The organism is Shewanella sp. AS1 (assembly GCF_021412565.1).
Taxonomy (GTDB): domain Bacteria; phylum Pseudomonadota; class Gammaproteobacteria; order Enterobacterales; family Shewanellaceae; genus Shewanella.
The window spans coordinates 1-24399 of sequence record NZ_JAKCLJ010000010.1; the positions used below are offsets into that span (position 1 = coordinate 1).

General features: G+C 49.4%; 25 protein-coding genes and 1 tRNA gene. 21 read left to right on the top strand and 5 right to left on the bottom strand.

The features are described from left to right. Positions 1-369 precede the first annotated feature (369 nt). A tRNA-Arg gene (locus LZP69_RS12520) sits at positions 370-445 on the bottom strand. Between the two features lie 174 nt (positions 446-619). Next, the gene (locus LZP69_RS12525; RefSeq protein ID WP_234201139.1) at positions 620-1777 is read right to left on the bottom strand and encodes a flagellar assembly protein T N-terminal domain-containing protein; all 1158 of its coding nucleotides are present in this window, start codon (positions 1775-1777) and stop codon (positions 620-622) included. Between the two features lie 405 nt (positions 1778-2182). On the opposite strand from LZP69_RS12525, the gene LZP69_RS12530 reads away from it, so the two are divergent. Both LZP69_RS12530 and LZP69_RS12535 read left to right on the top strand, forming a co-directional pair. Continuing rightward, positions 2183-2833, top strand: coding sequence for a FlgO family outer membrane protein (locus LZP69_RS12530; protein WP_234200999.1), 651 nt, complete (start codon positions 2183-2185; stop codon positions 2831-2833). A 5-nt stretch (positions 2834-2838) separates the two neighbouring features. Continuing rightward, positions 2839-3288, top strand: a complete 450-nt coding sequence (locus LZP69_RS12535; RefSeq protein WP_234201141.1) for an LPP20 family lipoprotein — start codon at positions 2839-2841, stop codon at positions 3286-3288. Between the two features lie 99 nt (positions 3289-3387). Here LZP69_RS12535 and LZP69_RS12540 read toward each other — a convergent pair whose 3' ends face one another. The 3 genes from LZP69_RS12540 to flgA all read right to left on the bottom strand — a co-directional run bounded on the left by LZP69_RS12540 (position 3388) and on the right by flgA (position 5028). Beyond that, positions 3388-3813, bottom strand: a complete 426-nt coding sequence (locus tag LZP69_RS12540; protein ID WP_234201000.1) for a flagella synthesis protein FlgN — start codon at positions 3811-3813, stop codon at positions 3388-3390. Positions 3814-3819: 6 nt separating this feature from the next. Further along, positions 3820-4143 carry a flagellar biosynthesis anti-sigma factor FlgM gene (gene flgM / locus LZP69_RS12545; protein WP_234201001.1) on the bottom strand — a complete coding sequence of 108 codons (324 nt, stop codon included), beginning with the start codon at positions 4141-4143 and terminating at the stop codon, positions 3820-3822. A gap of 177 nt (positions 4144-4320) precedes the next feature. After that, entirely contained in the window at positions 4321-5028 is a 708-nt protein-coding gene (gene flgA / locus LZP69_RS12550) for a flagellar basal body P-ring formation chaperone FlgA (RefSeq protein WP_234201003.1), read from the bottom strand. Positions 5029-5226: 198 nt separating this feature from the next. On the opposite strand from flgA, the gene LZP69_RS12555 reads away from it, so the two are divergent. The 19 genes from LZP69_RS12555 to LZP69_RS12645 all read left to right on the top strand — a co-directional run bounded on the left by LZP69_RS12555 (position 5227) and on the right by LZP69_RS12645 (position 24397). Continuing rightward, positions 5227-6147 (top strand): chemotaxis protein CheV, encoded by a 921-nt coding sequence (locus LZP69_RS12555; protein ID WP_234201004.1) that lies wholly within the window; start codon positions 5227-5229, stop codon positions 6145-6147. A gap of 137 nt (positions 6148-6284) precedes the next feature. Next, the gene (locus tag LZP69_RS12560; RefSeq protein WP_234201143.1) at positions 6285-7124 is read left to right on the top strand and encodes a CheR family methyltransferase; all 840 of its coding nucleotides are present in this window, start codon (positions 6285-6287) and stop codon (positions 7122-7124) included. A gap of 230 nt (positions 7125-7354) precedes the next feature. Further along, entirely contained in the window at positions 7355-7753 is a 399-nt protein-coding gene (gene flgB / locus LZP69_RS12565) for a flagellar basal body rod protein FlgB (RefSeq protein ID WP_234201005.1), read from the top strand. Positions 7754-7755: 2 nt separating this feature from the next. Further along, a complete protein-coding gene (gene flgC, locus LZP69_RS12570) occupies positions 7756-8178 on the top strand; it encodes a flagellar basal body rod protein FlgC (RefSeq protein ID WP_234201145.1) in 423 nt (140 codons plus the stop codon). Between the two features lie 10 nt (positions 8179-8188). After that, positions 8189-8878 carry a flagellar hook assembly protein FlgD gene (gene flgD, locus LZP69_RS12575; protein ID WP_234201006.1) on the top strand — a complete coding sequence of 230 codons (690 nt, stop codon included), beginning with the start codon at positions 8189-8191 and terminating at the stop codon, positions 8876-8878. A 66-nt stretch (positions 8879-8944) separates the two neighbouring features. After that, a complete protein-coding gene (gene flgE / locus LZP69_RS12580; RefSeq protein ID WP_234201007.1) occupies positions 8945-10306 on the top strand; it encodes a flagellar hook protein FlgE in 1362 nt (453 codons plus the stop codon). 220 nt (positions 10307-10526) lie between these two features. Then, positions 10527-11270, top strand: a complete 744-nt coding sequence (gene flgF, locus LZP69_RS12585) for a flagellar basal-body rod protein FlgF (protein ID WP_234201008.1) — start codon at positions 10527-10529, stop codon at positions 11268-11270. 10 nt (positions 11271-11280) lie between these two features. Continuing rightward, positions 11281-12069 carry a flagellar basal-body rod protein FlgG gene (gene flgG / locus LZP69_RS12590; protein ID WP_234201009.1) on the top strand — a complete coding sequence of 263 codons (789 nt, stop codon included), beginning with the start codon at positions 11281-11283 and terminating at the stop codon, positions 12067-12069. A 9-nt stretch (positions 12070-12078) separates the two neighbouring features. Continuing rightward, positions 12079-12771, top strand: coding sequence for a flagellar basal body L-ring protein FlgH (gene flgH / locus LZP69_RS12595; RefSeq protein WP_234201011.1), 693 nt, complete (start codon positions 12079-12081; stop codon positions 12769-12771). Positions 12772-12781: 10 nt separating this feature from the next. Continuing rightward, positions 12782-13873 (top strand): flagellar basal body P-ring protein FlgI, encoded by a 1092-nt coding sequence (locus LZP69_RS12600; RefSeq protein WP_234201012.1) that lies wholly within the window; start codon positions 12782-12784, stop codon positions 13871-13873. Between the two features lie 17 nt (positions 13874-13890). Continuing rightward, positions 13891-14910 carry a flagellar assembly peptidoglycan hydrolase FlgJ gene (gene flgJ, locus LZP69_RS12605; protein ID WP_234201013.1) on the top strand — a complete coding sequence of 340 codons (1020 nt, stop codon included), beginning with the start codon at positions 13891-13893 and terminating at the stop codon, positions 14908-14910. Between the two features lie 40 nt (positions 14911-14950). After that, a complete protein-coding gene (gene flgK, locus LZP69_RS12610; protein ID WP_234201014.1) occupies positions 14951-16864 on the top strand; it encodes a flagellar hook-associated protein FlgK in 1914 nt (637 codons plus the stop codon). A gap of 12 nt (positions 16865-16876) precedes the next feature. Next, the gene (gene flgL / locus LZP69_RS12615) at positions 16877-18088 is read left to right on the top strand and encodes a flagellar hook-associated protein FlgL (RefSeq protein ID WP_234201015.1); all 1212 of its coding nucleotides are present in this window, start codon (positions 16877-16879) and stop codon (positions 18086-18088) included. Positions 18089-18232: 144 nt separating this feature from the next. Then, positions 18233-19429, top strand: a complete 1197-nt coding sequence (locus LZP69_RS12620; protein WP_234201016.1) for a flagellin — start codon at positions 18233-18235, stop codon at positions 19427-19429. Between the two features lie 330 nt (positions 19430-19759). Then, positions 19760-20392, top strand: coding sequence for a hypothetical protein (locus LZP69_RS12625; RefSeq protein WP_234201017.1), 633 nt, complete (start codon positions 19760-19762; stop codon positions 20390-20392). Positions 20393-20772: 380 nt separating this feature from the next. Then, positions 20773-21954 (top strand): flagellin, encoded by a 1182-nt coding sequence (locus tag LZP69_RS12630; RefSeq protein ID WP_234201018.1) that lies wholly within the window; start codon positions 20773-20775, stop codon positions 21952-21954. A gap of 228 nt (positions 21955-22182) precedes the next feature. Further along, positions 22183-22551 carry a flagellar protein FlaG gene (locus tag LZP69_RS12635; protein ID WP_234201020.1) on the top strand — a complete coding sequence of 123 codons (369 nt, stop codon included), beginning with the start codon at positions 22183-22185 and terminating at the stop codon, positions 22549-22551. A gap of 44 nt (positions 22552-22595) precedes the next feature. Continuing rightward, positions 22596-23966, top strand: a complete 1371-nt coding sequence (gene fliD, locus LZP69_RS12640; RefSeq protein ID WP_234201021.1) for a flagellar filament capping protein FliD — start codon at positions 22596-22598, stop codon at positions 23964-23966. Positions 23967-24064: 98 nt separating this feature from the next. After that, complete coding sequence (locus tag LZP69_RS12645) at positions 24065-24397, top strand: hypothetical protein (protein ID WP_234201024.1); 333 nt, start codon at positions 24065-24067, stop codon at positions 24395-24397. Positions 24398-24399: the final 2 nt, after the last annotated feature.

Below are 24399 nucleotides of genomic sequence, written 5' to 3' on the forward strand. Positions count from 1 at the left end.
TGCGCAGCTTCTAATTTGAACTCTGCACTGAATGTCGGTCTTGTGTTCTTCATTTCTACCACCTTTTTTCCGGAAGTGAGTCTATCACTTCGTCTATTCAGGTGGCCAAATTCACTATGCCACTACAGTTTCGGTATTGGTTTTGGTTTGAGGTTAACGCAGAGAAATGAAAGTTATCTGGCTAATAAGAAGAGGATGTATAACGACTAAGAGAATGTATAACTATTAACTGGATGTAAAACAGAAGATGCTAAACGTGTGCTTTTATAGTAACGCAGGGGTGACACAGGGGCGTATGGTGACACATGGGCGGCACCAGAGATTCATAAAATTTCAAGTTATTGAATTTTATCTGTAAAAAGGTCTAACTGGTCTCCCCACAGGGACTCGAACCCCGATCGGTCGCTTAGGAGGCGACTGCTCTATCCTGTTGAGCTATAGGGAGACGCTGGTGATTATACTGGTTTTCGCTGGGATGAAAAGGCTTCAAGTTTAGTTGCTTATTTAGTATTCAATCTTTGAGTCTGAGATTTTACACTTTGGCCAATGACAGGCTGCTCGCACCTCAAACCTCGCCCCCCGCACCTCGCACCTCGCACCTCGCCCCCCGACCCTCACCTTACATCTTAATCGCCAGATCGTTTATCTGGATGTTCAAGGCTGGGTTGGTATCGGCCAGTTTCGCGCTGGCGGTCTGCTGGCTGACCTGATCTATGGTGATAGTGGCGCGGCTTTGGGTGGCGATAGCACGCATATTATCCAGTCTGTCAGGAATATTTTGCTGTAGCACCAGCTGGAATTTATCCCCGACACTGATGCCGTTGTTGCGGCCTAAGTTGATCATGATGCGATCACTTTGTTTTGCGATTATCTGCCCGAGTAAGGGGCGACACTGAAGTACTTTATCTATGTCACTGCTGGCCTGGGTGAGTAGGGTATCTATGTTCTTGCCATAACTCGAATCCCAGAAACGTTGGCTTTGGCTGGAGACTGTCTCTTGCCGTTCAAATTGCCACTGGGCGGCAGAGGCGTAGTTCTGGCGCCAGATCAGCTCGCCACTGATCCCATGATAGAGAGATAGCCTGAGCTGAAATTGTCGCTGTGGCGTGTCGGTCCACAGACCAAAGAGGTGGCTTTGAACCGGTTCTGTGGTGATGTCCATGATCTCTGGCAATAACAGGTATTGGCTGTTGTTGAGCTCGTTTAACCAAGTTGGCATACGCTGGCCTTGTCTGCTTGCTATTGAGCCGGGCAGATCTAAACGTTCTGTGGCATGTACAAGTGAAAAGCTGGTTTGGCTCTGCTGCCCCAGTATTTTACCCAGTCGCGTCGAGAGTGCCTGAGGCAAGTTTCCCAGATTGCCATAGTTAAGCTGGCTTCTGTCATCTATCATGGCCTGAGGAATAAGCAGCGCGGCTTTTAAGGCGTGAGTCTGGCATTGCTGAGCCTCACTTTGCAGCAGATCGACCCTTAAGGTTACCCTGAGCCGTTGCTGATCTATGGTTTCATTGACCAGTTCGACCCGACCTAGCTGATTATTTTTCACCAAGGAGAGACTGTCTTTGATAAGGCGACCATTTTCCGTTTGTTGCTCGCTGATAAATTGTCCGCCATCGTTAAGGCTGAGGTATTTGAGCGCCTGCTCAATCGCTGCCTCTCTGGCTCGATTGACATTGCCATCCATGATCCTGGCTTCACCCTGGGTTTCCACCCATTGAGCAAATGTACTCATGGAAGTCACGCTGGCGAGTAGAAGCAAGAGGTACAGTCGTTTCATCATAGGGTTTCTCTGGTTTAGCTTTTCGGGTTTAGCATCTCTGATCTTGGATGGTGACAAGAGCGGATGTTGAGTTCGGTGCCAAATTGATGACACTTTATATCAGGTTTTTGCTCTGGTTTATCTCCATTTGGCTGCAGAAAATAGATAAGCAGCAACTCAGACAGGATTAAGCAATAACTGTGCCTGCCTTAGAGGCTCGGTATCGACTAAAGTTTTTGGCCGTTCGGCCGATAGTCTCTGCAAGTAGATACATAAACAGAGAATATGCTAGATGCCGTCATCCACAGCCTATTTTACCCATAGTGCAGCTGTGGGATTGGCCTGTAATTTGCTGTGGCTTTGTATTGGTAGAGTATGAGCATTCATCAATCGTAAATACGACTGTGTTTTGGGAAGAGGCTTATGAGTAAGTGGGTTAGGGGATATCAAAGCGCAGGCAAGGGAGCGGTATTTGCATCCGTGCTACTGCTTGGGGCTTGTGCGCAACCTGTGACGCAGACCAGGTTAGAGAGCGGTAATCAATTACCGGCACAGTCAGCCGTGCTAAATCTGACCAAGCAGCTGGGCAATGAACTGGTCAGACAGAATAATCAATTCAATGCCAAACAGCCGCTATTGGTCGTGACGCCTGTGTGGTTAACTAAGTTGTCAGACAGCAATGCCTTGGGGCGGCAGATCCAGCAAGGCTTGATCGCCGCCATGCATGATCATCAATTTAATCTGCTGGATATTAATGTGGCTGAGCAGGTGAGGGTGACTGAAAACGGTGATTTTCTGCTAAGCCGGGATTGGCGCAAGCTGCCCTCTCAGTTGCCGGTAGAGCATGTACTGGTCTCGACCATGAGTCGCTCTCGGGATGAATTGATCATCAACAGCCGTATCGTCAATGTGACTAATAATCGGGTGGTTTCTGTGGCCTCTGCCAGTGTTAAGACGGCCGATCTCCCCGGTTATCTGCAAGTTTCAGAGTCTGTTGTGGCCGTCGACGGTTTGTTGTATCGCAATGAGCTGCCGGGCCAGGGAACAGTTCAGTTAGTTGGAGAAGTACAATGAGAACAATGAGATGGTTGGTGACCTTGCCCCTGTTAGTCATGCTGTCAGCCTGTGTGAGTCACGATCGGTATGTGCAATGGCAAACCGAGACTCCTGAGTCTTTTCCCACACTCAAAGCGGTAGGCTACGCGCCGCTGGAGTCTCAGCCAGCCAAGCAGCAGTCGCAAAAAGTCTTGATGGCGATGCAGGCTTCGAAAATTGCCGCCTACCGTGAACTGGCCGAACAGGTTTATGGTCAGCAGTTGACGGCATCAAGTCAGGTGCGTGATTGGCTGTTATCTGACGACAGCATTCAGGCGTCGGTTTCCGGGGTGATCCGCGGGGCTAGGGTGGTGAAAAGCTATCCGGCTGGCGATCATTATGTTACTGAGCTGGAGCTGGATTTTGCTCAGGTGTGGGCACTGTATCAACAGCAAAATCCCACTCAGCGGGTCAAACAGGTAATGTATTTCTAATTGCTAGATAGATAGAGATACAAGAAGGCCTCTTTCGCAGAGGCCTTTTTTGGGTGATGTTTTCGGCTGGACCTTTGACGCGTGAGAAACAGTTAAGTTTTAGGCCTTAAGGTTGCTGCCTAGTGTGGAGATGGTCGAGGTGCGCCCTTTATCATCATAGGTCAGACTCGAGGCGTTACGGCTGACCTGCAGAGCCTGGGTAAAGCGGTTCACACTGGCTATGCTGTGCTCGATTAAATCGGCATTGAGTGCATTAAGCTGTTTACACTCGGCCAGGGCATGTTTGATGCTCGCTACCTGCTCGATAAGATCGGCTTCTGTAGTGAGCCGCTGACTCTCTTCATGGCTGGAGAGTTGCTCGTCAGTGGCCTTTATCTCATCAAGAAGCCGTGATTTATCTTTGGCCAGCGACAAGAGTTGATCGGCATTTTGTGCGATCAAGGCAGCCTTCTCAGCAGTAATAACGGCTTTTAAATCAGTTAATAACGTATGTTGATGCGTAATAATGTTATTGATGGCTGTCATGGATGATTAATTGAGATCCTTAAGTTCATGCTCAAACTGAGCAATGTTACTGGCCAGTTTTTCTGGGTCGACTTTATAGCGTCCTTCGGCGATAGCGGCTTTGATTTCGGCCACTTTCTGGGCATCGATTTCGGGGATAGCACTGAGCTTAGTCTGGATATCCTGCACTTTTTGTGCATCCGATGTCAGGGATACAGAATCACTTTTTACAGTATCGGCTGCAGGTGTTGCCTTAGCCGAACCTGAGTTAATCGCGGCAGACTTTCCATTGGAAAGCGAGCTTGCCCTGTTGTTAGTGTTTGTATTTACTTGCTTTATATCTATAGCCATGATTTGTCCAACATTTAAAATAAGATCAACATACTTGTGTATCGGCTTGATCTCGTGAAGCTTTAGTCAATTAAACAGAAAAATCTTATATTTTTCTGTGGTCCATTGGCGGTAACATTTGTGGCGTAGCGCGAGGTGGCTATGCTAACTGACTATGCCAAGTGGCTATGTTATCTACTACATGCGAACCTCAACCTCGCCCGTGCCCATGACATTGGCTTCAATCATCTTAGATGATTTGCTGTTTCTTACTTGAATTCTATCACCGAAATTGCCATCACTTAAGGCTTCGCCTGTGGTTTTTATGGTGAAGCTTGGGGTTCTTGCATAGATGGAAACAATATCACCCTTACAGACGAAGCAGAGGTTAGTGTTGTAGATGGCTTGATTGGGGGCGATTCGGCGTTTAACCCGGGTACCCTCGACCTGGTTAATGGCATCAAATTGCTGGCCGCGCAGGTTGGTCTGTTCCACATACTCAAGTTTTACCGAATCGGTCGAGATAATATCGCCGGGGCTAAGCGGCTGCAGTGCCACGACTACAGGATAGAGAATATCGACCCGCACTGAGATAAATATCTGCCACGGATAGGGTAAATCAGGGCTTTGACAACTGATTTTTAAGGTATTATTTCGGCTTATCTCCCTGTCACTGGCTAGCTCAGCTGTGAGTGGTGAACTGCAGCGGGGGATAGCAAGACGTGAGTCCAGGCTCTGGGGACTGATATTCACCCTGGCATTGTCCGGCAGGGTTAATTTTTCCTGGATTGTGGCTATAGCTAAATCGGAAATGGCCGATACAGAGGGAGCAACTGCTGTTTGCGCCCTAAGGGGAAACCCTATGCTGAGCAATGAGAGTAGGCAGAACCAAAAAATCGTTTTCATAGTGTCAGGGCGAGAAGCCTCGTCTGTGTGATCCTATAAGCGTTTGAGCAAGTGACTGAAAAATGGATGGCATTACTCGTCATATATTTGACAGAATGACCAGTCGCTCTTCATGAAAATGATTTAAAGCAATTAATATGCCTATCCCACTATTTATGGGATGGTGTGGCATTCACCCGACAGTTAAGGCAAGGCAATATGTCGAGTATTCTTGAGTCAGTTAATAAACGTACCCAGTTGGTTGGGCAAAATCGTCTAGAGTTGTTGATGTTTAAGTTAAACGGCCGCCAGCGGTTTGGGATCAACGTCTTTAAGGTGAAAGAGGTGCTGCAATGCCCGCCATTAACCAGCCTGCCTAAACTTAACCCCCATATACGAGGCGTGGCGCATATTCGTGGCCAAACTATATCGGTTATCGATCTGAGCGCCGCGATTGGTGGTCGCCCCATCCAGGATATACGCAATAGTTTCGTTATCATTGCCGAATATAATCGCAGCGTGCAGGGTTTTTTGGTGAGCTCGGTTGAGCGCATCATGAATATGAACTGGGAAGCCATCATGCCGCCGCCAAAGGGCGCGGGGCGTTTCTCTTACCTTACAGCTGTGACCGAAATCGAAGATGAGCTGGTGGAGATTCTGGATGTAGAGAAGATCCTCGATGAGATCTCTCCGATACGCTCCCATATCAGTGCCGATCTCGATGCCAGGTTAACCATAGATCGTGAGCGCCATTTTCATATCATGGTGATCGATGACTCCACTGTGGCGAGAAAGCAGATTATTCGCGCCTTAGAGTCGCTTAATCTGCAGATAGATACGGCGCAAGATGGCAAAGAAGCGCTGCTTAAGCTCAACAATATGGCCATGGAGCTGGACAATGTCGCCGATGAGATCCCGCTTATCATCTCAGATATCGAGATGCCAGAGATGGATGGTTACACCCTGACTGCGGCGATCCGCGATAACCCAAAACTCAAAGATATCAAGGTGGTGCTGCACACATCTTTGAGTGGCGTGTTTAATCAGGCCATGGTGGAAAAGGTGGGAGCCGATGATTTTATTGCCAAATTTAATCCAGATGAACTCGCTGGCGCCGTGAATAAATATTTAAGCATATAGTTTGATGGCTATCATATAAATAGCTCACTCTCATGGCGTTATATCGCTATAATAGCGTTTGCTAATGGGAAATATTATCAGGTACTGATCCTTGTTATTATATTGCGCTAGCTTGTTTTTTGTTTGATATATGGGATATCAAGGTGCTGGATAAAACACTCGCGGAAGTCGAATACAATCAATTTAGATTATTTTTAGAACAGCACAGCGGTATAGTGCTGGGACAAAATAAGCAGTATCTCGTTCGTAGTCGACTGGCCCCTCTGTTGGGGAAGTATAATCTTCCCTCTCTGTCGGCGGTGCTCAAGCAGTCTATGATCCCCAGCGAGCGCCATTTGCGCTCGGAAGTGATCGATGCCATGACGACCAACGAAACCCTCTGGTTTCGTGATACTTATCCCTTCGAACTGCTGACACAGAATATCCTGCCGCAATACTCCCGCCTAGGTCGGCCGCTGAAAATCTGGTCTGCCGCCTGCTCATCGGGTCAGGAACCCTATTCCCTGGCCATGAGTATTTTAGAATATCAGCAGCACAAACCGGGCGGCCTGCCTGGCAGTGCCTCTATTCTCGCGACCGATCTCTCTCCCAGTATGCTTGAGCGGTGTAAACTTGCCGAATATGACACTTTGGCTTTGGGGCGAGGCTTGTCTGATGCGCGCAAACGTCAGTTTTTTGAACCTACCACCAATGGTGCGATGCGGCTTAAAACTAATGTTAAGTCGCTGGTGAACTTCAGGGCCCATAACCTGCTCGACAGTTATACCTTGCTCGGCAAGTTCGACATCATCTTCTGTCGTAATGTGCTTATCTATTTTTCGCCGGAGGCAAAGCTGAAGATTCTGCGGCAATTTGCTGCCGCCCTCAATCCGAAAGGGATCTTGTTTCTCGGTGCCTCCGAGTCGTTGGCGGGCCTGGGCGATGAGTTTGAGATGGTTCGTTGTAATCCGGGTATCTATTATCAGAAGCGCAGCTAGGGTGAATATGGCTGTGCGCCCCATGGCAGGTTAATGGTATTCACTTCAGAATCATAGGTTAAACCTTTACTATTTCAATATCTTGCTTGGTTTTCGACAGGTTTACTTCCATCGGAAATGTCGGTTGATTGCCGGTATTTCATTATGTTTCACCTAACCCCTCTCTTTTAATAAAGTTTTTGGCATAAGAATTGCTTTTCTATTGGGCATGACTCAAGGGAGGCAATTTTATGGCGATTAGTTTTGATAAGGCATTAGGGGTTCACCAGTACACCTTAGGAATACGTGCGGCCCGTGCCGAGGTGATCTCCTCCAATATCGCTAACGCAGATACTCCCCATTACAAGGCAAAAGATCTCGATTTTGACAAGGCGCTACAGGCGGCAACCAGCGCTCAGGGTGGCCTTGCCATGACGAGAAGTAATGAAAAGCACTTCGATTTAAAGGCGCTGAGCCAGGAGCATGTGAGCTACCGCATCCCAAATCAGCCGGATACGGGAGATGGCAATACGGTAGATGTTCAGCAGGAAAAATCGGCATTTATGCAAAACGCCCTCGAATATCAGATGTCACTGGGTTTCTTAGACAGTAAGTTTTCTGGCTTGAAAAAAGCCATCAGAGGAAGTTAATGATGAGCCTCTTTAATATCTTTAATGTGGCGGGTTCGGGCATGTCGGCCCAATCGGTACGCTTAAATACCACAGCCAGTAATATTGCCAATGCCGATTCGGTATCCAGCAGTGTCGATACTACCTACCGTGCCCGTCACCCTGTGTTTGAGGCCGAGATGGCCAAGGCCAGTCAGCAACAGCAGGGCAGTGCTAGCGTCAAAGTGGCTGGGATAGTGGAAAGCGATAAGCCGCTGCTAAAAGAGTATTCTCCGGATCACCCTCTGGCCGATACCGATGGCTTTATCTATAAGCCCAATGTCAATGTGATGGAGGAGATGGCCAATATGATCTCGGCATCACGTTCCTATCAGATGAATGTGCAGGTGGCCGATGCGGCTAAGTCTATGTTGCAACAGACGCTGCGTATCGGCAGTAATTCTTAGGAGATAAGTCATGAGCGTCATTTCAACCTCAAACGGCTATCTCGATAGCCTGCGCGCGACTCAGACCTCTAAGGTGCCTGAAGCCAAGAGCAATGAGCTGACCCAGGAGGATTTCTTCTCCCTGTTGAGTCAGCAGTTGTCGATGCAAGATCCATTCAAGCCGGTGGATAACGATCAGATGATCGCCCAGATGGCGTCCTTCTCTACCGTCGATGGTATCGGCAAGCTCAATGACCAGATTGTCAATCTTAATGCGGTCATGACCTCGAGTCAGGCACTGCAAGCTTCTGGTCTGGTTGGCCAGAAAGTCTTGATCCCATCGGGCGTGGGGCATATCTCGGATGAGTCGCCAAGTATTAAGGCTGTGGTCAGTACTCCTGAGCCTATCGATAAAATCACGGTTCGGGTGGAAGATGAGAACGGCCAGTTGATTAAGACTTTCACCGTCGATGGCAGTGCCGGCGGCAATATCGATGTGGAATGGGATGGCCTAGACAGCGATGGTGAGCCGGTCAAGAGTGGTAATTATACCATCAGTGCCAGTGGGCGTGTGAGTGGTGAAAGTCAGGATTTAACCGTCTCCAGCTATGCCCATGTAACCAGTGTTTCTCTGGGAGCTGGCGGCTCTGGCGCAATTTTAAACCTTAGAGGCATAGGTGGCATCTTACTTACCGATGTGCTGGCCGTATCAGAAAGCTAATAGAAGGTAAGTCAGGACACTAGGTCCGAAGTCCAATACCGGTTTTTATTTTTTAAGAGGTGATTTATGTCATTTAATATTGCACTGAGTGGTATCGCTGCAGCACAAAAAGATCTCAACACGACGGCGAACAACATTGCCAACGTGAACACCACAGGCTTTAAAGAGTCACGGGCCGAATTTGCCGATGTTTACGCCAACTCGATTTTCACCAGTGGCAAAACTGCAGTGGGTGGCGGTGTCAATACCGCGCAGGTCGCGCAGCAATTTCATCAGGGCAGTTTAGCCTCGACCAACAATGCCTTGGATATGGCGATCCGAGGCAGCGGTTTCTTCGTAACCTCCTCGGGGGTGGATTCTAAAGATCTCTCTTACACCCGTGCCGGTGAGTTTAAAGTCAATGCTGGCAACTATCTGGTCAACTCGGCGGGTGACTATTTGATGACTTTCCCTGTAGACACAGCAGGGACTTCGACCTCAGTGAGTCTGACCACTACCCAGCCGGTGAAGATCCCAGACACGGCCGGTAGTCCACAGAAGACCAATAATGTGGGTATTCAGCTGAATCTGGACGCGGGTGGTGGCACTTTAGATCCTGCCGCCTTCGATCCAAACGATCCAAGCACTTTTAACAACTCGACCTCAGTAACCATCTATGACTCCCTAGGTGAGCCCCACGTGTTGACCACCTATTTTGTGCGTCCCAACGATGGTGCCTATACAGGTTCGAGTAACTGGGTGGCTTTCTATGCGGTAGATGGTAATCCTGTCGATTTGGGCGGCACCGCCGGTACTTATGGTACTGATACCACGGGTGATGGTAACGCTGACTCGACAGGCACAGCTGTGACATCAGGCGGCTGGAAAGGTTCGGTACTGACCTTTAACGATACCGGTGCCTATGTCAGCAGCGATCCTGGTGTGATCACCACAGAGCAGCTGGGTGTGGGCGGTGCCAACGTACTGGGCGCCGGTACAGACGGTACTCAGGCTATTACTATCGCCTTTAATAATCCGACTCAGTATGCATCGGCCTTTGAGGTGACTCAATTAAGCCAGGACGGTACCACTGTTGGGCGTCTGACCAATGTTGAGATCGGTGAAGATGGCTTGATCAACGCCAGTTACAGTAATGGTACGACTGTGCCACTTGCCCGTGTGGCCTTAGCGCGTTTCTCTAACGAGCAAGGGCTGACTCAGGTGGGGAACACTTCTTGGAAAGCCAGTATCGCCTCGGGCGTGGCGCTGGCCGGTGAAGCCAATAGCGGCACCTTTGGTAGCATCAGTTCCTCTGCGCTGGAGCAGTCTAACGTGGATCTGACCACTGAGCTGGTGGATCTGATCTCGGCGCAGCGTAACTTCCAGGCCAACTCACGCACCCTTGAGATCAACAATACCTTGCAACAAACGGTACTGCAGATCCGCTAACTCAGTCTTGACTCAATCTTGATTAAGCGAGACTCAGTTTGACCAAGTGTGTTGCCGCCCTGGCAACACACTTCCGCTTCCCTTTCCGCTGTCGTTTTTTTCATCATTAAATCCCGCTATCTATTTGATTTTTGTTTGTTCATTTTGTCTTTGTTTTGGCATGGCTTTTGCTTTTTAGTTGTCATTCGCGTTTTAAGCTAAAACATTGACGGAGCAGCAAGTGGACAAATTACTTTATGTCGCCATGAGTGGGGCCAAGCAGAATATGAATTCGCTTGCCGTGCGGGCGAACAACCTTGCCAATGCCAATACCGACGGTTTTAAGTCAGATTTAGAACATGCGCGCTCGATGCAGGCCTTCGGTGAGGGCTTGCCGACCCGGGTATTTTCCATGACAGAGAGCCCATCGGCTAACTTTGCCAGTGGACCGCTGCAGACCACAGGACGGGATCTGGATATTGCCATCAAGGGGGATGGCTGGATTGCCGTACAGGCCGCCGATGGCAGCGAGGCTTATACCCGATCTGGTAGCCTGCGTTATGACGAAACTGGCTTACTGCTTAACGACAGAAATAACCCCATCATGGGCGATGCTGGTCCCATAGTACTACCGCTACCCATTGAAAAAATTGAAATAGCCCAGGATGGCATCATCTCGGTGCGCCCCCTCGGCGCGACAGCTGAAGTGTTTGAAGAGGTAGGGCGTATCAAACTGGTTAACCCTGGTAACCAGAATCTGATGCGCGGCGAAGATGGTCTGTTTCGCCAGATGTCAGGCGTGGCCGCCCCTGCCGATGCCAACGTTTTTGTTGAGCGCGGCGCGATTGAGGGCAGCAATGTCAACGCCGTGAGTGAAATGGTTGCCTTGATCGACCTGCAGCGTCAGTTTGAGATGCAAGTCAAAATGATGAAAACCGCCGAAGAGATGGATCAGTCCTCTTCGTCATTAATGCGCATTAGTTAGGAGAGAGTATATGCATCCCGCGTTATGGATTAGTAAAACAGGTCTTGATGCCCAGCAGACAGATATCTCTGTCATCTCTAACAATGTGGCCAACGCCAGTACGGTCGGTTACAAGAAGAGCCGGGCGGTATTTGAAGATCTTCTGTATCAGACCGTCAATCAGGCTGGTGGTGTTAGCGCGCAGAATACTAAGCTGCCCAATGGCTTAAATGTCGGTGCCGGTACCAAGGTGGTGGCAACCCAGAAGCTGTTTACCCAAGGCAACATGGTGACGACAGATAACTCGCTGGATCTGATGATTGAAGGCCCAGGCTTTTTCGAGGTGCAGATGCCCGATGGCACCAGCGCCTATACCCGTAACGGTCAGTTCTCCTTAGATGACACAGGTCAGCTGGTGACTTCAGGCTCAGGCTATGTGGTGCAGCCTTCTATCACCATTCCGGAAAATGCCACCAGTATTACGGTTTCTGCCGAGGGTGAAGTGTCGGTCAAGACCAACGATGCCGCCGAGAACCAGATTGTCGGTCAGCTGACCATGACAGATTTCATCAATCCAAGCGGCTTAGACCCAATCGGTCAGAATCTCTATACCGAAACCGGCGCCAGCGGCACGCCTATTCAGGGCACGGCCTCGCTCGATGGCATGGGAGCGGTACGTCAAGGCGCTCTGGAGACCTCCAACGTTAACGTTACCGAAGAGCTGGTAAACCTTATCGAGAGTCAGCGTATTTACGAGATGAACTCCAAGGTGATCTCTGCTGTGGATCAGATGTTGTCCTACGTGAATCAGAATCTCTAGAGGCTGGCTATGATTAAATCCCGCTTATTGGTCGTGAGTCTGTTAGGGGCAAACCTGTTCTTAATTGGTTGCAGCAGCCCGGCACATCAGAAGCCGATCGCCGATGACCCTTTCTATGCACCCGTCTACCCAGAAGCGCCGCCGACCAAGGTGGAACCCACAGGATCTATGTATCTGGACAGTCAGGCGGCCAGCCTCTATTCCGATATCAAGGCATTGAAAGTGGGCGATATCATTACCGTCATTCTGCAGGAGTCGACCCAGGCGAAGAAGAGTGCCGGCAATGAGATCAAGAAGGGCTCAGACGTGTCACTCGACCCCATCTATGCCGGTGGCGGCAATGTGACCATTAAGGGCAGCCCTATCGATCTGCGCTATGGCGACAGCATGAATACCAAGCGTGAGTCAGATGCGGATCAGAGCAACAGCTTATCGGGCAGCATCTCGGCTAACGTGATGCAGGTATTGCCCAACGGTAATCTGGTGATCCGCGGCGAGAAGTGGATCACCATCAATAACGGCGATGAGTTTGTGCGGGTCACTGGCATAGTGCGCTCTCAGGATATCGGACCGGATAACACAATCGCCTCTCAGCGAGTGGCCAACGCCCGTATTCAGTACAGCGGCACTGGCACCTTTGCCGATGCGCAAAAAGTGGGCTGGCTGGGACAGTTTTTCCTGAGCGATTGGTGGCCTTTCTAGGAGTAGTAGCATGCAATTTAGACTCTTTCTAACCTTTTTCTGTCTGCTTTTTTCAGGCCTCAGCCATGCCGATCGCATCAAGGATATCGCCAACGTGCAAGGGGTGCGTGATAACCAGCTTATCGGTTATGGTTTGGTCGTCGGTTTGCCCGGCACAGGTGAGAAGACCCGCTACACAGAGCAGACCTTTAAAACCATGCTGAAAAATTTTGGCATCAATATGCCGGATAATTTCAGGCCCAAAATCAAGAATGTCGCCGTGGTGGCGGTCAGTGCCAGTATGCCGGCCTTTATCAAACCCGGCCAAAGCCTGGATGTGACAGTTTCAAGCCTGGGTGAGGCCAAGAGCCTGCGCGGCGGTACTTTGCTGCAAACTTTCCTTAAAGGGGTAGACGGCAATGTGTATGCCATCGCCCAGGGCAGCATGGTGGTTAGCGGTTTCAGCGCCGAGGGACTCGATGGCTCCAAGGTGATCCAAAATACCCCGACCGTGGGGCGTATTCCTAATGGCGCCATAGTCGAGCGCACAGTGGCAACGCCCTTTTCTACGGGCGATCACCTTACATTTAACCTAAGACGCGCCGATTTCTCGACGGCTAAACGTCTGGCCGATGCCATTAATGAGCTGCTTGGCCCCGATATGGCAAGAGCGCTGGATGCGGCGTCGGTTCAGGTGAGTGCGCCCCGTGATGTGTCTCAGCGGGTCTCGTTTCTTGCAACCTTAGAAAACATAGAGGTTGAGCCTGCCGATGAGGCCGCCAAGGTGATAGTCAATTCACGCACCGGCACTATTGTTGTGGGTAAAGATGTGCGCCTGCTGCCTGCGGCCGTGACCCATGGCGGTTTGACTGTGACTATCGCCGAGGCGACTCAGGTGTCTCAGCCCAATCCGCTGTCTCAGGGAGATACTGTGGTGACCAGCAACAGCACTATCGATGTGTCTGAGCGGGATAACCGCATGTTCTTGTTTGACCCTGGCACCTCGTTAGATGAGTTGGTGCGAGCGGTGAATATGGTGGGCGCGGCGCCATCGGATGTATTGGCTATCCTCGAAGCACTAAAAGTGGCAGGTGCTTTGCATGGTGAGCTTATCATCATCTAAATTTTGTCGGATTGAATATGGAAAAGCTGTCAAATTCATCGCATTTTCTTGACCTTGGGGGACTCGATTCCCTCAGGGCCAAGGCACAAAAAGATGATAAGGCAGCCTTGAAAGAGGTCGCCCAGCAGTTTGAGGGGATCTTCGTGCAGATGCTGATGAAAAGCATGCGCGATGCCAATGCGATATTTGAATCCGACAGTCCTATGAACAGCCAGTACACCAAGTTTTATGAGCAGATGTATGACCAACAGCTGTCGGTCAACCTCTCGGATAAAGGGGTGCTTGGGCTGGCGGATCTGATGGTGCAGCAGCTTGACCCGCAAAACAGCGCTATGACGCCCGCCTCGGTACTGCGTGGTGAGAGCAATCAAGTTGCCCTCGGGCATACAGATTTTGCTCGCTTGCGAACTCAGGCGGCGCAGACGGTTCAAGCCTCTTCGGCAGAAACAGGTCAGACGAACGTGACACCATCTAAGGGCGGCGTTGCCCTTGTGGACTCACTGCTCAGCGGCAAACTCTTGCCATCATCGGCGCCTATGAATGGCTTTAACAGTCAGGATGAGTTTGTGACGGCGCTCTATCCCTATGCCCAGCAGGCGGCTAAGACGCTTGGCACCACACCCGAGGTGCTTATTGCTCAGTCGGCCTTAGAGACGGGCTGGGGACAGAAGATAGTGCGTCAGGCCAATGGTGAACCGAGCAATAACCTGTTCAATATCAAGGCCGACAGTCGCTGGCAGGGCGATAAAGCCGGTGTGAGCACTCTGGAGTTTGAACAAGGAGTCGCCGTCAGACAGCGCGCCGATTTCCGCGTCTATGGCGATATTAAACAGAGCTTCGATGACTTCGTTGCTTTTATCTCCCAGGGCGACCGGTATCAGGATGCAATCGATAAGGCGGCCGACCCTGGTGCATTTATTCAGGGGCTGCAGGATGCTGGCTACGCAACCGACCCCAATTATGCCGACAAGGTGCTGCGCGTGATGCAATCAGTGACTCAATCTTTCGGCTCAGTCATCTCTAAGGTGGCCCAATGAACATTAACAGCGCAGCTGATCAATTAAGAGGTAACAGCTAATGTCGATGGACATTCTCAATATTGCCCGTAGCGGTGTGTTGGCATCCCAGTCTCAGTTATCTGTGACCAGTAATAATATCGCCAATGCTAATACCCAGGGCTACCATCGTCAGGTCGCCGAGCAATCGACCTTAGGCGCGAATCGTCTCGGCAGCAATTTCTATGGCTCTGGTACCTATATTTCCGATGTGAAGCGCATCTATAACGAATATGCCGCCCGCGAACTGCGCATCGGCCAAACCACTTTCAGCGAGGCGCAGACGGCGCAGACTAAACTCAGCGAGCTGGATCAGCTGTTTTCCCAGATAGGTAAGGCGGTGCCCAGTAGCCTGACCGAACTCTTCTCCGGCCTGAACAGCCTGGCGGATATGAGCAAAGATATTGGCGTGCGCAGCGGCGTGCTGGGCAATGCCTCGCAACTGGCGGCGGCGCTCAATAAGATGCAGTCCCAGCTCGATGGTCAGATGAAGCAGACTAACGATCAGATCTCGGCGGTGACCGACAGAATTAATGATATCAGCAAGGAGCTGGGCAATATCAACCGCGAGCTGATGAAGTCCTCGGGCAATGATCATACTCTGCTCGATAAGCAGGAAGCCCTTATTCAGGAGCTGAGCGAATATGCTCAGGTCAATGTGATCCCCTTAGATTCGGGCGCCAAGAGCATCATGCTGGGCGGCTCTGTGATGTTGGTGTCTGGTGAGCTCTCCATGCAGATGGGCTCGATCAAGGGCGATCCCTATCCGGCCGAGCTGGACATTACCGCGACTTCGGGCAATCAGAGCCTGAAGATCGATGCCAGCAAACTGGGCGGCACCCTGGGGGCGCTGTTTGCGTTTCGCGATGAGACCCTAGTACCGGCGCAGCTGGATCTGGGTCAGCTAGCCTTGGGCGTAGCCGACAGTTTTAATCAGGCCCAGTCTCAGGGGTTCGATCTGCACGGCAATGTGGGCAGCGATCTGTTTTTAGATATCAACGATGCCGCCATGTCGGCGGGCCGGGTTGCCGCCTTTGGCAATAACACAGGCAATGCAGCGCTGCGGGTTAATATCGACGATGTCGGTGCACTCACAGGCGGCAGCTATGAGCTGAGCTTCACCGCGCCCTCGACCTATGAGTTAAAAGATAAAGAGACGGGCGCTGTGACGCCGCTGACACTGAGCGGTACTCAGCTTACCGGCGGCAATGGTTTTAGTATCAATATCGATGCCGGCGCTATGGCATCGGGCGATAAGTTTGAGATCCGTCCCACATCCGGTGCGGCGGCGGGTATCAAGGTAGTGATGACAGATCCCAAGGGGCTGGCGGCCGCCGGGGTGAAAATCACCTCGGACAGTGCCAACTCGGGCAATACCTCTGTCGCCCTTAAGGGGATGGATGCCAGCAATGCCGCGTTTCCCGGCGTGGGCTCGCAAATTACCTTTCAGCTCGATACCAGCACTAACACCTATGAGGCGTTCGACAGCGCGGGTAACTCTTTAGGCACAGGCAGTTATACGCCGCCGAGCGTAGATGCTTTTGGCATCCGCTTCGATGTGGAAAGCTTGGCAGCGGCAACAGGGGATAGCTTTACCTTCGATCTCACCTATGCCGAAGGGGATAACAGCAATGCCATCGCCATGGCAGGTTTAAATGAAGCCAAGATCATGCAGGGTGGCAGCTCGACCCTGAATGACGTGTTTGAAAACACTAAGCTTGAGGTCGGCAGCAAGGCCAAGAGCGCCGAGGTGATCTTAAGTTCCGCCTCAGCGGTTTATGCCCAGGCCTATAACAGGGTGCAGAGCGAATCGGGGGTTAACCTCGATGAGGAAGCCGCCAATCTGATGCGATTTCAGCAGGCCTATCAGGCCTCGGCTCGTATCATGACCACGGCCAGTGAGCTGTTTGACACTTTACTTAGTTCGGCGCGATAGGAGTAGTTAAGGATGCGCATCTCGACGGCACAGATGTACCAGAAAAACATTACTAGCGTACTGGATAGACAGAGTGCGACCAGCAAGATCATGGAGCAGATCGCCAGCGGCAAGAAGGTGAATACCGCAGGGGACGATCCTATCGCCGCTATTGGCATAGATAACCTGAATAAGAAAAATGCGTTGGTAGATCAATATATTAAAAATATCGATTATGCCAATTATCGTCTCTCTCTGGCCGAGAGTAAGCTGGGCGGCGCCCAGGAACTGGTGAGCACAATGAAAGAGCAGGTGCTGTCGGCAATGAATGGCGCCCTGGACGGCACAGACAGGCAGGCGATTGCCACAGATATCAAGGCCAACTTAGAAGCCCTTTTGGGGATCGCCAATGCTACCGATGAATCGGGCAACTATATTTTTGCCGGTAACAAGACCTCGAGCCCGCCTTTCGCCTTCGATGCCTCAGGCCAGATAGTCTACAGCGGCGATAACGGCATTAGGCAAGCAATTGTTGCCTCTGGCATCACGATCGGCACTAACTTGCCGGGGGACAATGCCTTTATGAAGGCGCCGAATCCTTTAGGTGACTTTGGCGTCAATTATCTGCCGGGACAGCAGGGTGATCTCTACATTAACAGCGCAAAAATTGCCGATCCTGCTAGCCATGTGGCTATAGCGCCAGAGCAATATACTTTTAGTTTCAGCGATAACGGCGCCGGAGGGCTGGATCTGCAAGTGACAGATTCTGCTGGCAATAACCAGGTTTTTCCTAATTTCGATCCCAGTCAGCCGGTGAGCTTTAACGGCATAGAAGTTAGTCTCGACGGAGCACCGGCGGCGGGGGATAGCTTTACCCTGACGCCGCAAACCGAGGTGAACGTATTCGACACTATGGAGCAGATAGTCACCATCTTAAATGATCCTTCTAAGATGGGCACGCCTCAGGGAGATTCAGAATTGGCACAGTTGTTGAATCAAATCGATAACTGCGCGGAAGAGATCGACATTAATCGCGGCATCGCGGGTAACGAACTCAAGAAGATAGAGGATTATCAGAGTGCGCACACGGAAGAGAAGCTGATCAATACTTCGGCGCTGTCTATGTTGGAAGATCTGGATCTGGCAGAGGCCATTACAGAACTGCAGAAACAGCAGCTGGCATTGAGTGCGGTATCCAATGTGTTCACTAAAGTCGGCTCAACCAGTTTGTTTGATTATCTGTAACCTCACGCAAAAGTCGGTTACAGGGAATCACCCGCGGCCGAGAGGCCGAAACATATTTTATAAACAGTTTTATTAATAAATAAACAATTAATTTAGGCCGGACCCTCAGTCTTGGCGATGCTCTTACTTAAAGGGGAAAGTAAAATGGCAATTACGGTAAATACTAACGTCACATCGATGAAGGCACAAAATAACTTAAATGGTGCCGGTAACAGTCTTAAGACTTCGATGGAGCGTCTCTCTTCGGGGCTGCGTATTAACAGTGCCAAAGATGATGCAGCAGGTCTGCAGATCTCTAATCGTCTAACCAGTCAGATCAATGGCTTAGGGGTTGCTGTACGTAACGCCAACGACGGTATCTCAATCGCCCAGACCGCCGAAGGTGCGATGCAAGAATCGACCAACATTCTGCAGCGTATGCGCGACTTGTCTTTGCAATCGGCTAACGGCTCAAACTCGGCTGAAGATCGCGCCGCGCTGCAAAAAGAGCTCTCAGCCTTGCAAACAGAGCTGACCCGTATCGCAGAAACCACCTCGTTCGGCGGTCAGAAACTGCTTGATGGTAGCTATGGAACTCAGTCATTCCAAATAGGTTCCAATGCCAATGAAACTATCTCAATGACATTGGGTGATGTTTCTGCGACTGCTATTGGCACTTTCGGTGGTAAATCGGTAGATGGTCAGTTAAGTGCAGTGAATATTACAGCTTTACAGACAAATGATAATGACTCTGATGGCGTATCAGGTACCTTAAGCTTCTCTTATACTCCATCAGGCGGTAGCGCTACTACTATCGATGTTGATGTAGAGATCGCTGATGATGCCGATAGTCTAGCTGCAAAATTAAATAGCGCACTTAGTGATACTGGAGTGTTAGTCACTGTTGATGATTCTGGCAATATCAATTTTGGGGGCGTAGGAAATAATGGAGATACGCTTACCCTAACGGCAACAGATGATCAGGCGACTCCAGCACCAGTTACCCTTTCCTCTCCTTTTGCTTTAGGCGGTGATGATACTGGTAGTTATACTGCACAAGATATCAATATTTCTTCTGCAGCAGGTGCTCAATATGCTATCGGTGCAATAGATGATGCTATTGCTATGATTGACAGCAATCGTGCAGACCTTGGTGCGGTGCAAAACCGCATGAGTTTCACCATCAACAACCTGAACAACATTCAGTCGAACGTGACCGATGCTCGCAGCCGTATCCAGGATGTGGATTTCGCTAAGGAAACGGCCGAGCTGACTAAGCAGCAGATCCTGTCGCAAACTTCTTCAGCAATGCTCGCGCAGGCGAACCAGATCCCGCAGACAGCCCTGTCGCTATTAGGCTAATGGTTTTAGCGATTTCTCAACCTTAGGGAAGTAAGCTAATCAAATAAGATGCCAGTCTTTTTGACTGGCATTTTTTAATGAAGTATTAGCCTAATATACTTGTCTTATATAGTTTTTTTATATTCCTTGATTCGCGCAATATTGAGATTCACCTATAATTATACCTGCTGTGATACACAGCTGTTGAAGTGCCAGCTTGATAGTACGGGATGGGGATGTCCTGCGATATTTTTGATAAGATTGATTTAGATCTGTTTCTGATATCTGTCAGCTTCCTGCTTAAAAGTCACTGACACTCTGAGTGTTTCATCTTAAAGGTAGGTAATGATTATGAATAAATTTTCAAAAATTGCGCTAGCAGCGGTTGTTTTCGGTGTGCTGGCAGGTTGTGGTTCTGATGATGTGGAAGATTTTTTTGTAGATAATGCGGGTATCGATGTCAATGACGATGGCGAAGCAACTACTGCTGCCGAAATGGTGGTTAAGAGTTTAGAGCTAATTGCACAGGCGGCACTCGTCTGTGGTGATAACCCGGGTTGTGGTACAGGTGAATATGATCATGTTGTGTCTGGCCTTTCAGGTGAGCTGAAAGTGGTAGCTACGCCTAACACATCTACAGGTACAGTTAATTATGTAGTTACCAGTACCGATACCTTTGTTGATATCGACAGTGGTGGCATGAAGTTTCAGGTGGATCTTAAAACCCAGAGTTCGATGTCTTTGGAACAACAAGTTTTAAGCTCGGGCACGAGCACCGTGTGGCAGGTGTCCATGGGCCCAAGCAACTTTATTGCCGATCAGCCAGATGATGCCCTCTTCTACGGTCAAACCAAGGATAATTTTCACTTTGATAATGGCACTGGTATGCTAGTCGATAATATGGGATCAGGTATCTTAACCGGTAAAGACGATAAAACCCGTGAGTTCACTTACACCACAGGCGGTAATGTTAATCTAAAATAGTCTGTCATTGTGGGTTAGATGTAAGAAGCTGCCCCATAATCATCATAGACTTATACATAAAGCGATATAAATGCCTTCTTATCTAAATTGATGGGAAGGCATTTTTGTTTTGCGCCTTGTTTTGCACCTCGCACCTCGCACCTCGCTCCCGGCTCCTCGGCGCTTATGTTGAGTTTACATTTGCCCTTGCTGCTGGTGGTTAATCTGTTGTTTTTATTTGATTAAATTTTGTTTGTTCGCGTGAGAGTCAATTTTTTGCCCATTTTTTATAATTTTTTCTAAAGTTCCATTTTGCCTTGCCGTTACAGTGTTTGTAGAAAATAAATTCCGCCTGACTGAATGGACAGGCACTATTAAAGTTAGGTTGAGGGCAATAAATTATGGCTATTTCAGTAAACACTAACGTCACATCGATGAAGGCACAAAACAACTTAAATGGTGCCGGTAACAGTCTGAAGACTTCGATGGAGCGTCTCTCTTCTGGTCTGCGTATTAACAGCGCGAAAGACGATGCAGCGGGTCTGCAGATCTCTAACCGTCTAACCAGTCAAATTAATGGTTTAGGTATTGCGGCACGTAACGCTAACGACGGTATCTCGATTGCACAAACTGCCGAAGGTGCTATGCAAGAATCCACTAACATTCTGCAGCGTATGCGTGATCTGTCTTTGCAATCGGCTAACGGTTCTAACTCTGCAGATGACCGTGCTGCAATGCAAAAAGAGATTAGCTCACTACAAAGCGAACTGACTCGTATTGCTGAAACGACCTCTTTCGGTGGTCAGAAACTGCTTGATGGTTCTTATGGTACCCAGTCGTTCCAAGTGGGCTCAAATGCCAATGAAACTATTTCTCTGACTTTATCTGACGTGAGTGCTGATCAATTGGGTGCATCGGCTCAATCAGTGGCTGGGGGGATCGCTGCTGCGGAGATTACTAGCATTACTACTGGTGGCACCGGAAGTGGTGCTGTTAGTTTCAGTTTTACCCCTGCGGGTGGCAGTGCAGAAACATTAGCCGTTGATATTACAGGAGTGACCACTGCTGATGAAATGGCGGCAGCCATCAATACTGCATTAGCAGGCGCTTCTGTTAGTACAGGGATTACTGCAACCTCAGATGGTACAGGTATCACTTTCGGGGGAGCGGCAACTAATGGTGCTAGCCTATCTATGACTTTGACTGACGATGGTGGTGCTGGTATGACTGCAGCAGCAGCTCTAACTTTAGGCGGTGATGATACTGGTCTAGCGACTATCGAGGCAATCGATATCTCAACAGCGTCAGGCGCACAAAGTGCATTGGCTGCTATTGATGGCGCAATTGGTATGATTGACAGCAATCGTGCAGACTTAGGCGCGGTGCAGAACCGTATGAACTTCACCATCAACAACCTGAACAACATTCAGTCTAACGTGACTGACGCCCGTAGCCGTATTCAGGATGTGGACTTTGCTAAGGAAACTGCCGAGCTGACTAAGCAGCAGATCCTGTCGCAAACCTCATCGGCTATGTTGGCACAAGCTAACCAAATCCCACAAACTGCGCTGTCTCTTCTATAACAGGACATTTCAGCAAAAGTGAGTGGTATTGATAGGGAGAGTCGGCAACGATTCTCCCTTTGTTGTTTTAATCGTTTGTCTGTTTATTAGGCAGTTAATTAATCAGGCTAAAGAAATCAGCTACACAAGCTGATTATTCCTTGAGTCTGGTATGTATATTGCTTTTATTTTTGGTTGAATTTGCAGAGGTGTGTCATGGATGTGAATATCGCAAATAGCGCGGCTTCGATGTCGAGTAGGGATGGAGTATCGACGTTAACCGAGAAAAATATTGCCAACATTCCACAGGAGAATAATGGGCAGATAGGCAATAAAATTGAGTCTGAGTCATCGCTGACTGAGGCGCAAAAGCGCCAACAAACTGCAACGTTTGATGTGAAAGCGCTGCAGGAGGCGATGGACAACATTGCCGATAATATGAACCTTATCCAGAAGGGATTAGCTTTCAATGTGGATGAGGATTCGGGCGAGCAAGTGGTGAAAGTGATTGATGTCACCACAGGGGAGTTGATCCGGCAGATCCCCAATGAAGAAGCGCTGGAAATTGCTAAAAAATTAAATGAAGTCACAGGCTTGTTGCTAAAAACTGAGGTTTAACCTTTTGGTTGTTTGGCGCTGAAAATGAGAGAGTTGAGGTTGTTATGGGCACAATTACATCTGTAGGTATTTCATCGGGTATCGATATTGGCGGTATTGTTACCGCTATGGTGAATGCCGAAAGCGCAGGAAAAATAGCGCGCTTTGATGTGAATGAAGGCAAGATCAATGCAAAAATTTCCGGCATAGGGGCATTAAAAAGTGCCATGTCTGAGTTTTATGACAAGCTGAAAACCCTGACAGAAGCCGAGACCTTCGGTAGCCAGAAAGTGACCACTTCAACTAAAGACTATCTGAGTGCCACTGTAGATAAAACTGCGGTTAGCGGTAGCTATCAGGTTAAAGTTGAGCAGCTTGCTCAGAGTCAGAAAGTTGGCTCTGCAGTCGTGGCCGATAGCAGATCGCCCATTGGCGAGGGCACGCTCTCTATCGCCGTGGGCTCGGGCAGCGCTTTTGATATTCAGGTATCGGATACCGACTCTCTCAGCGACATCATGGAGAAAATCAACGATGCCGAGGATAACAGCGATGTGACTGCGACCATAGTCAATGGTGCGGCTGGGCCACAACTGGTGTTGGGCTCTAAAAAAACCGGTGAAGATAATCTTATCTCGGTAACGGCGACAGATAGCGGCGCGGGTACAGGTTTGTCCGATACCTTTACCATGACTGAACTGACGGCGGCGAAAAATGCCATCGCCTATATTGACGGTGTGAAAGTGGAGTCTCAGTCTAATGAGATAGAGGAGGCGATAACCGGCGTCTCTTTAAGTCTTAAAGATGCCGATATCAATAAAACCACTACCATCACTGTGAGTCAGGACAGCGACAAAACCAAGACCGCGATTGAGGGTTTTGTTGAGTCCTACAATAGCCTCATGGGCACAATCAAAGATCTCACCGGCTATAACGCCGATACCAAGGCGGCGGGTATTTTGCAAGGTGATAGTTTACCCCGCAGTATCCAGAGTCAGCTACGCGGCATGCTATCGGGCAGTTTCGATACTTCCGAGGGCAGCCAGATGTTGGCGACCTTTGGTGTAACAACCACAAGGGAAGGCTTGCTTGAGATAGATTCCACCAAACTGACTGAATCAATTGAGAATAATCAGGCGGCATTGACTGAGATGTTTTCAAATGAAGACACAGGCCTTGCGGTGAAGTTGGGTAATCTGGTCGATGTTTATGTGCAAACTGGCGGAGTCATCGACAGCCGTGATGAGACCCTAGATCAGCAGCTCGATAGAATCGCCACCAGTCGGGAACAACTGGATGCCAGGATGCAGGCCTATAGTGACCGCCTCTATGCCCAGTTTAATGCCATGGACGCCATAATCGGCAATCTTAATAGCCAGTCAAGCATGTTGCTGGGTAGCCTGGATAGTCTGCCAGGGTTTGGCGGCAAGTCTAAATAGATTGAGCCTTGCTGTAGCAATTCCCCAATCTGAATAACCAGCAGCAGGGTCGAAATTTTGGCAGGCAGAAAAGAAATCTGCAGCAGTCGGAGAGTGAATTGAAGGATATCAGTCAACAAATACGCGATATTAATCACAAGATAGCGTTAGTAATGCAAAAAATGTCTATATCTTCGCCAGGTAGCGAAGATTTTTCTGTTTTGGTATCAGAATTGCTAACCCATATAGATCAACGTGAAACGTATTTACAGACCTTAATCGATGAGGGAAGGGATCTGGATGCTGACTTTTTATCTGAGCAGTATCAACTGAGCCAAACCTTTATCGCGCAAGCAAGGAAAGTCATGGATGAGTGTCAGTCTTTGTTACAAGGTCAGCAGAATACCAATCGCCAAATAAACGCTTATAAAGCAATAGAATCAAATAGGTAGGA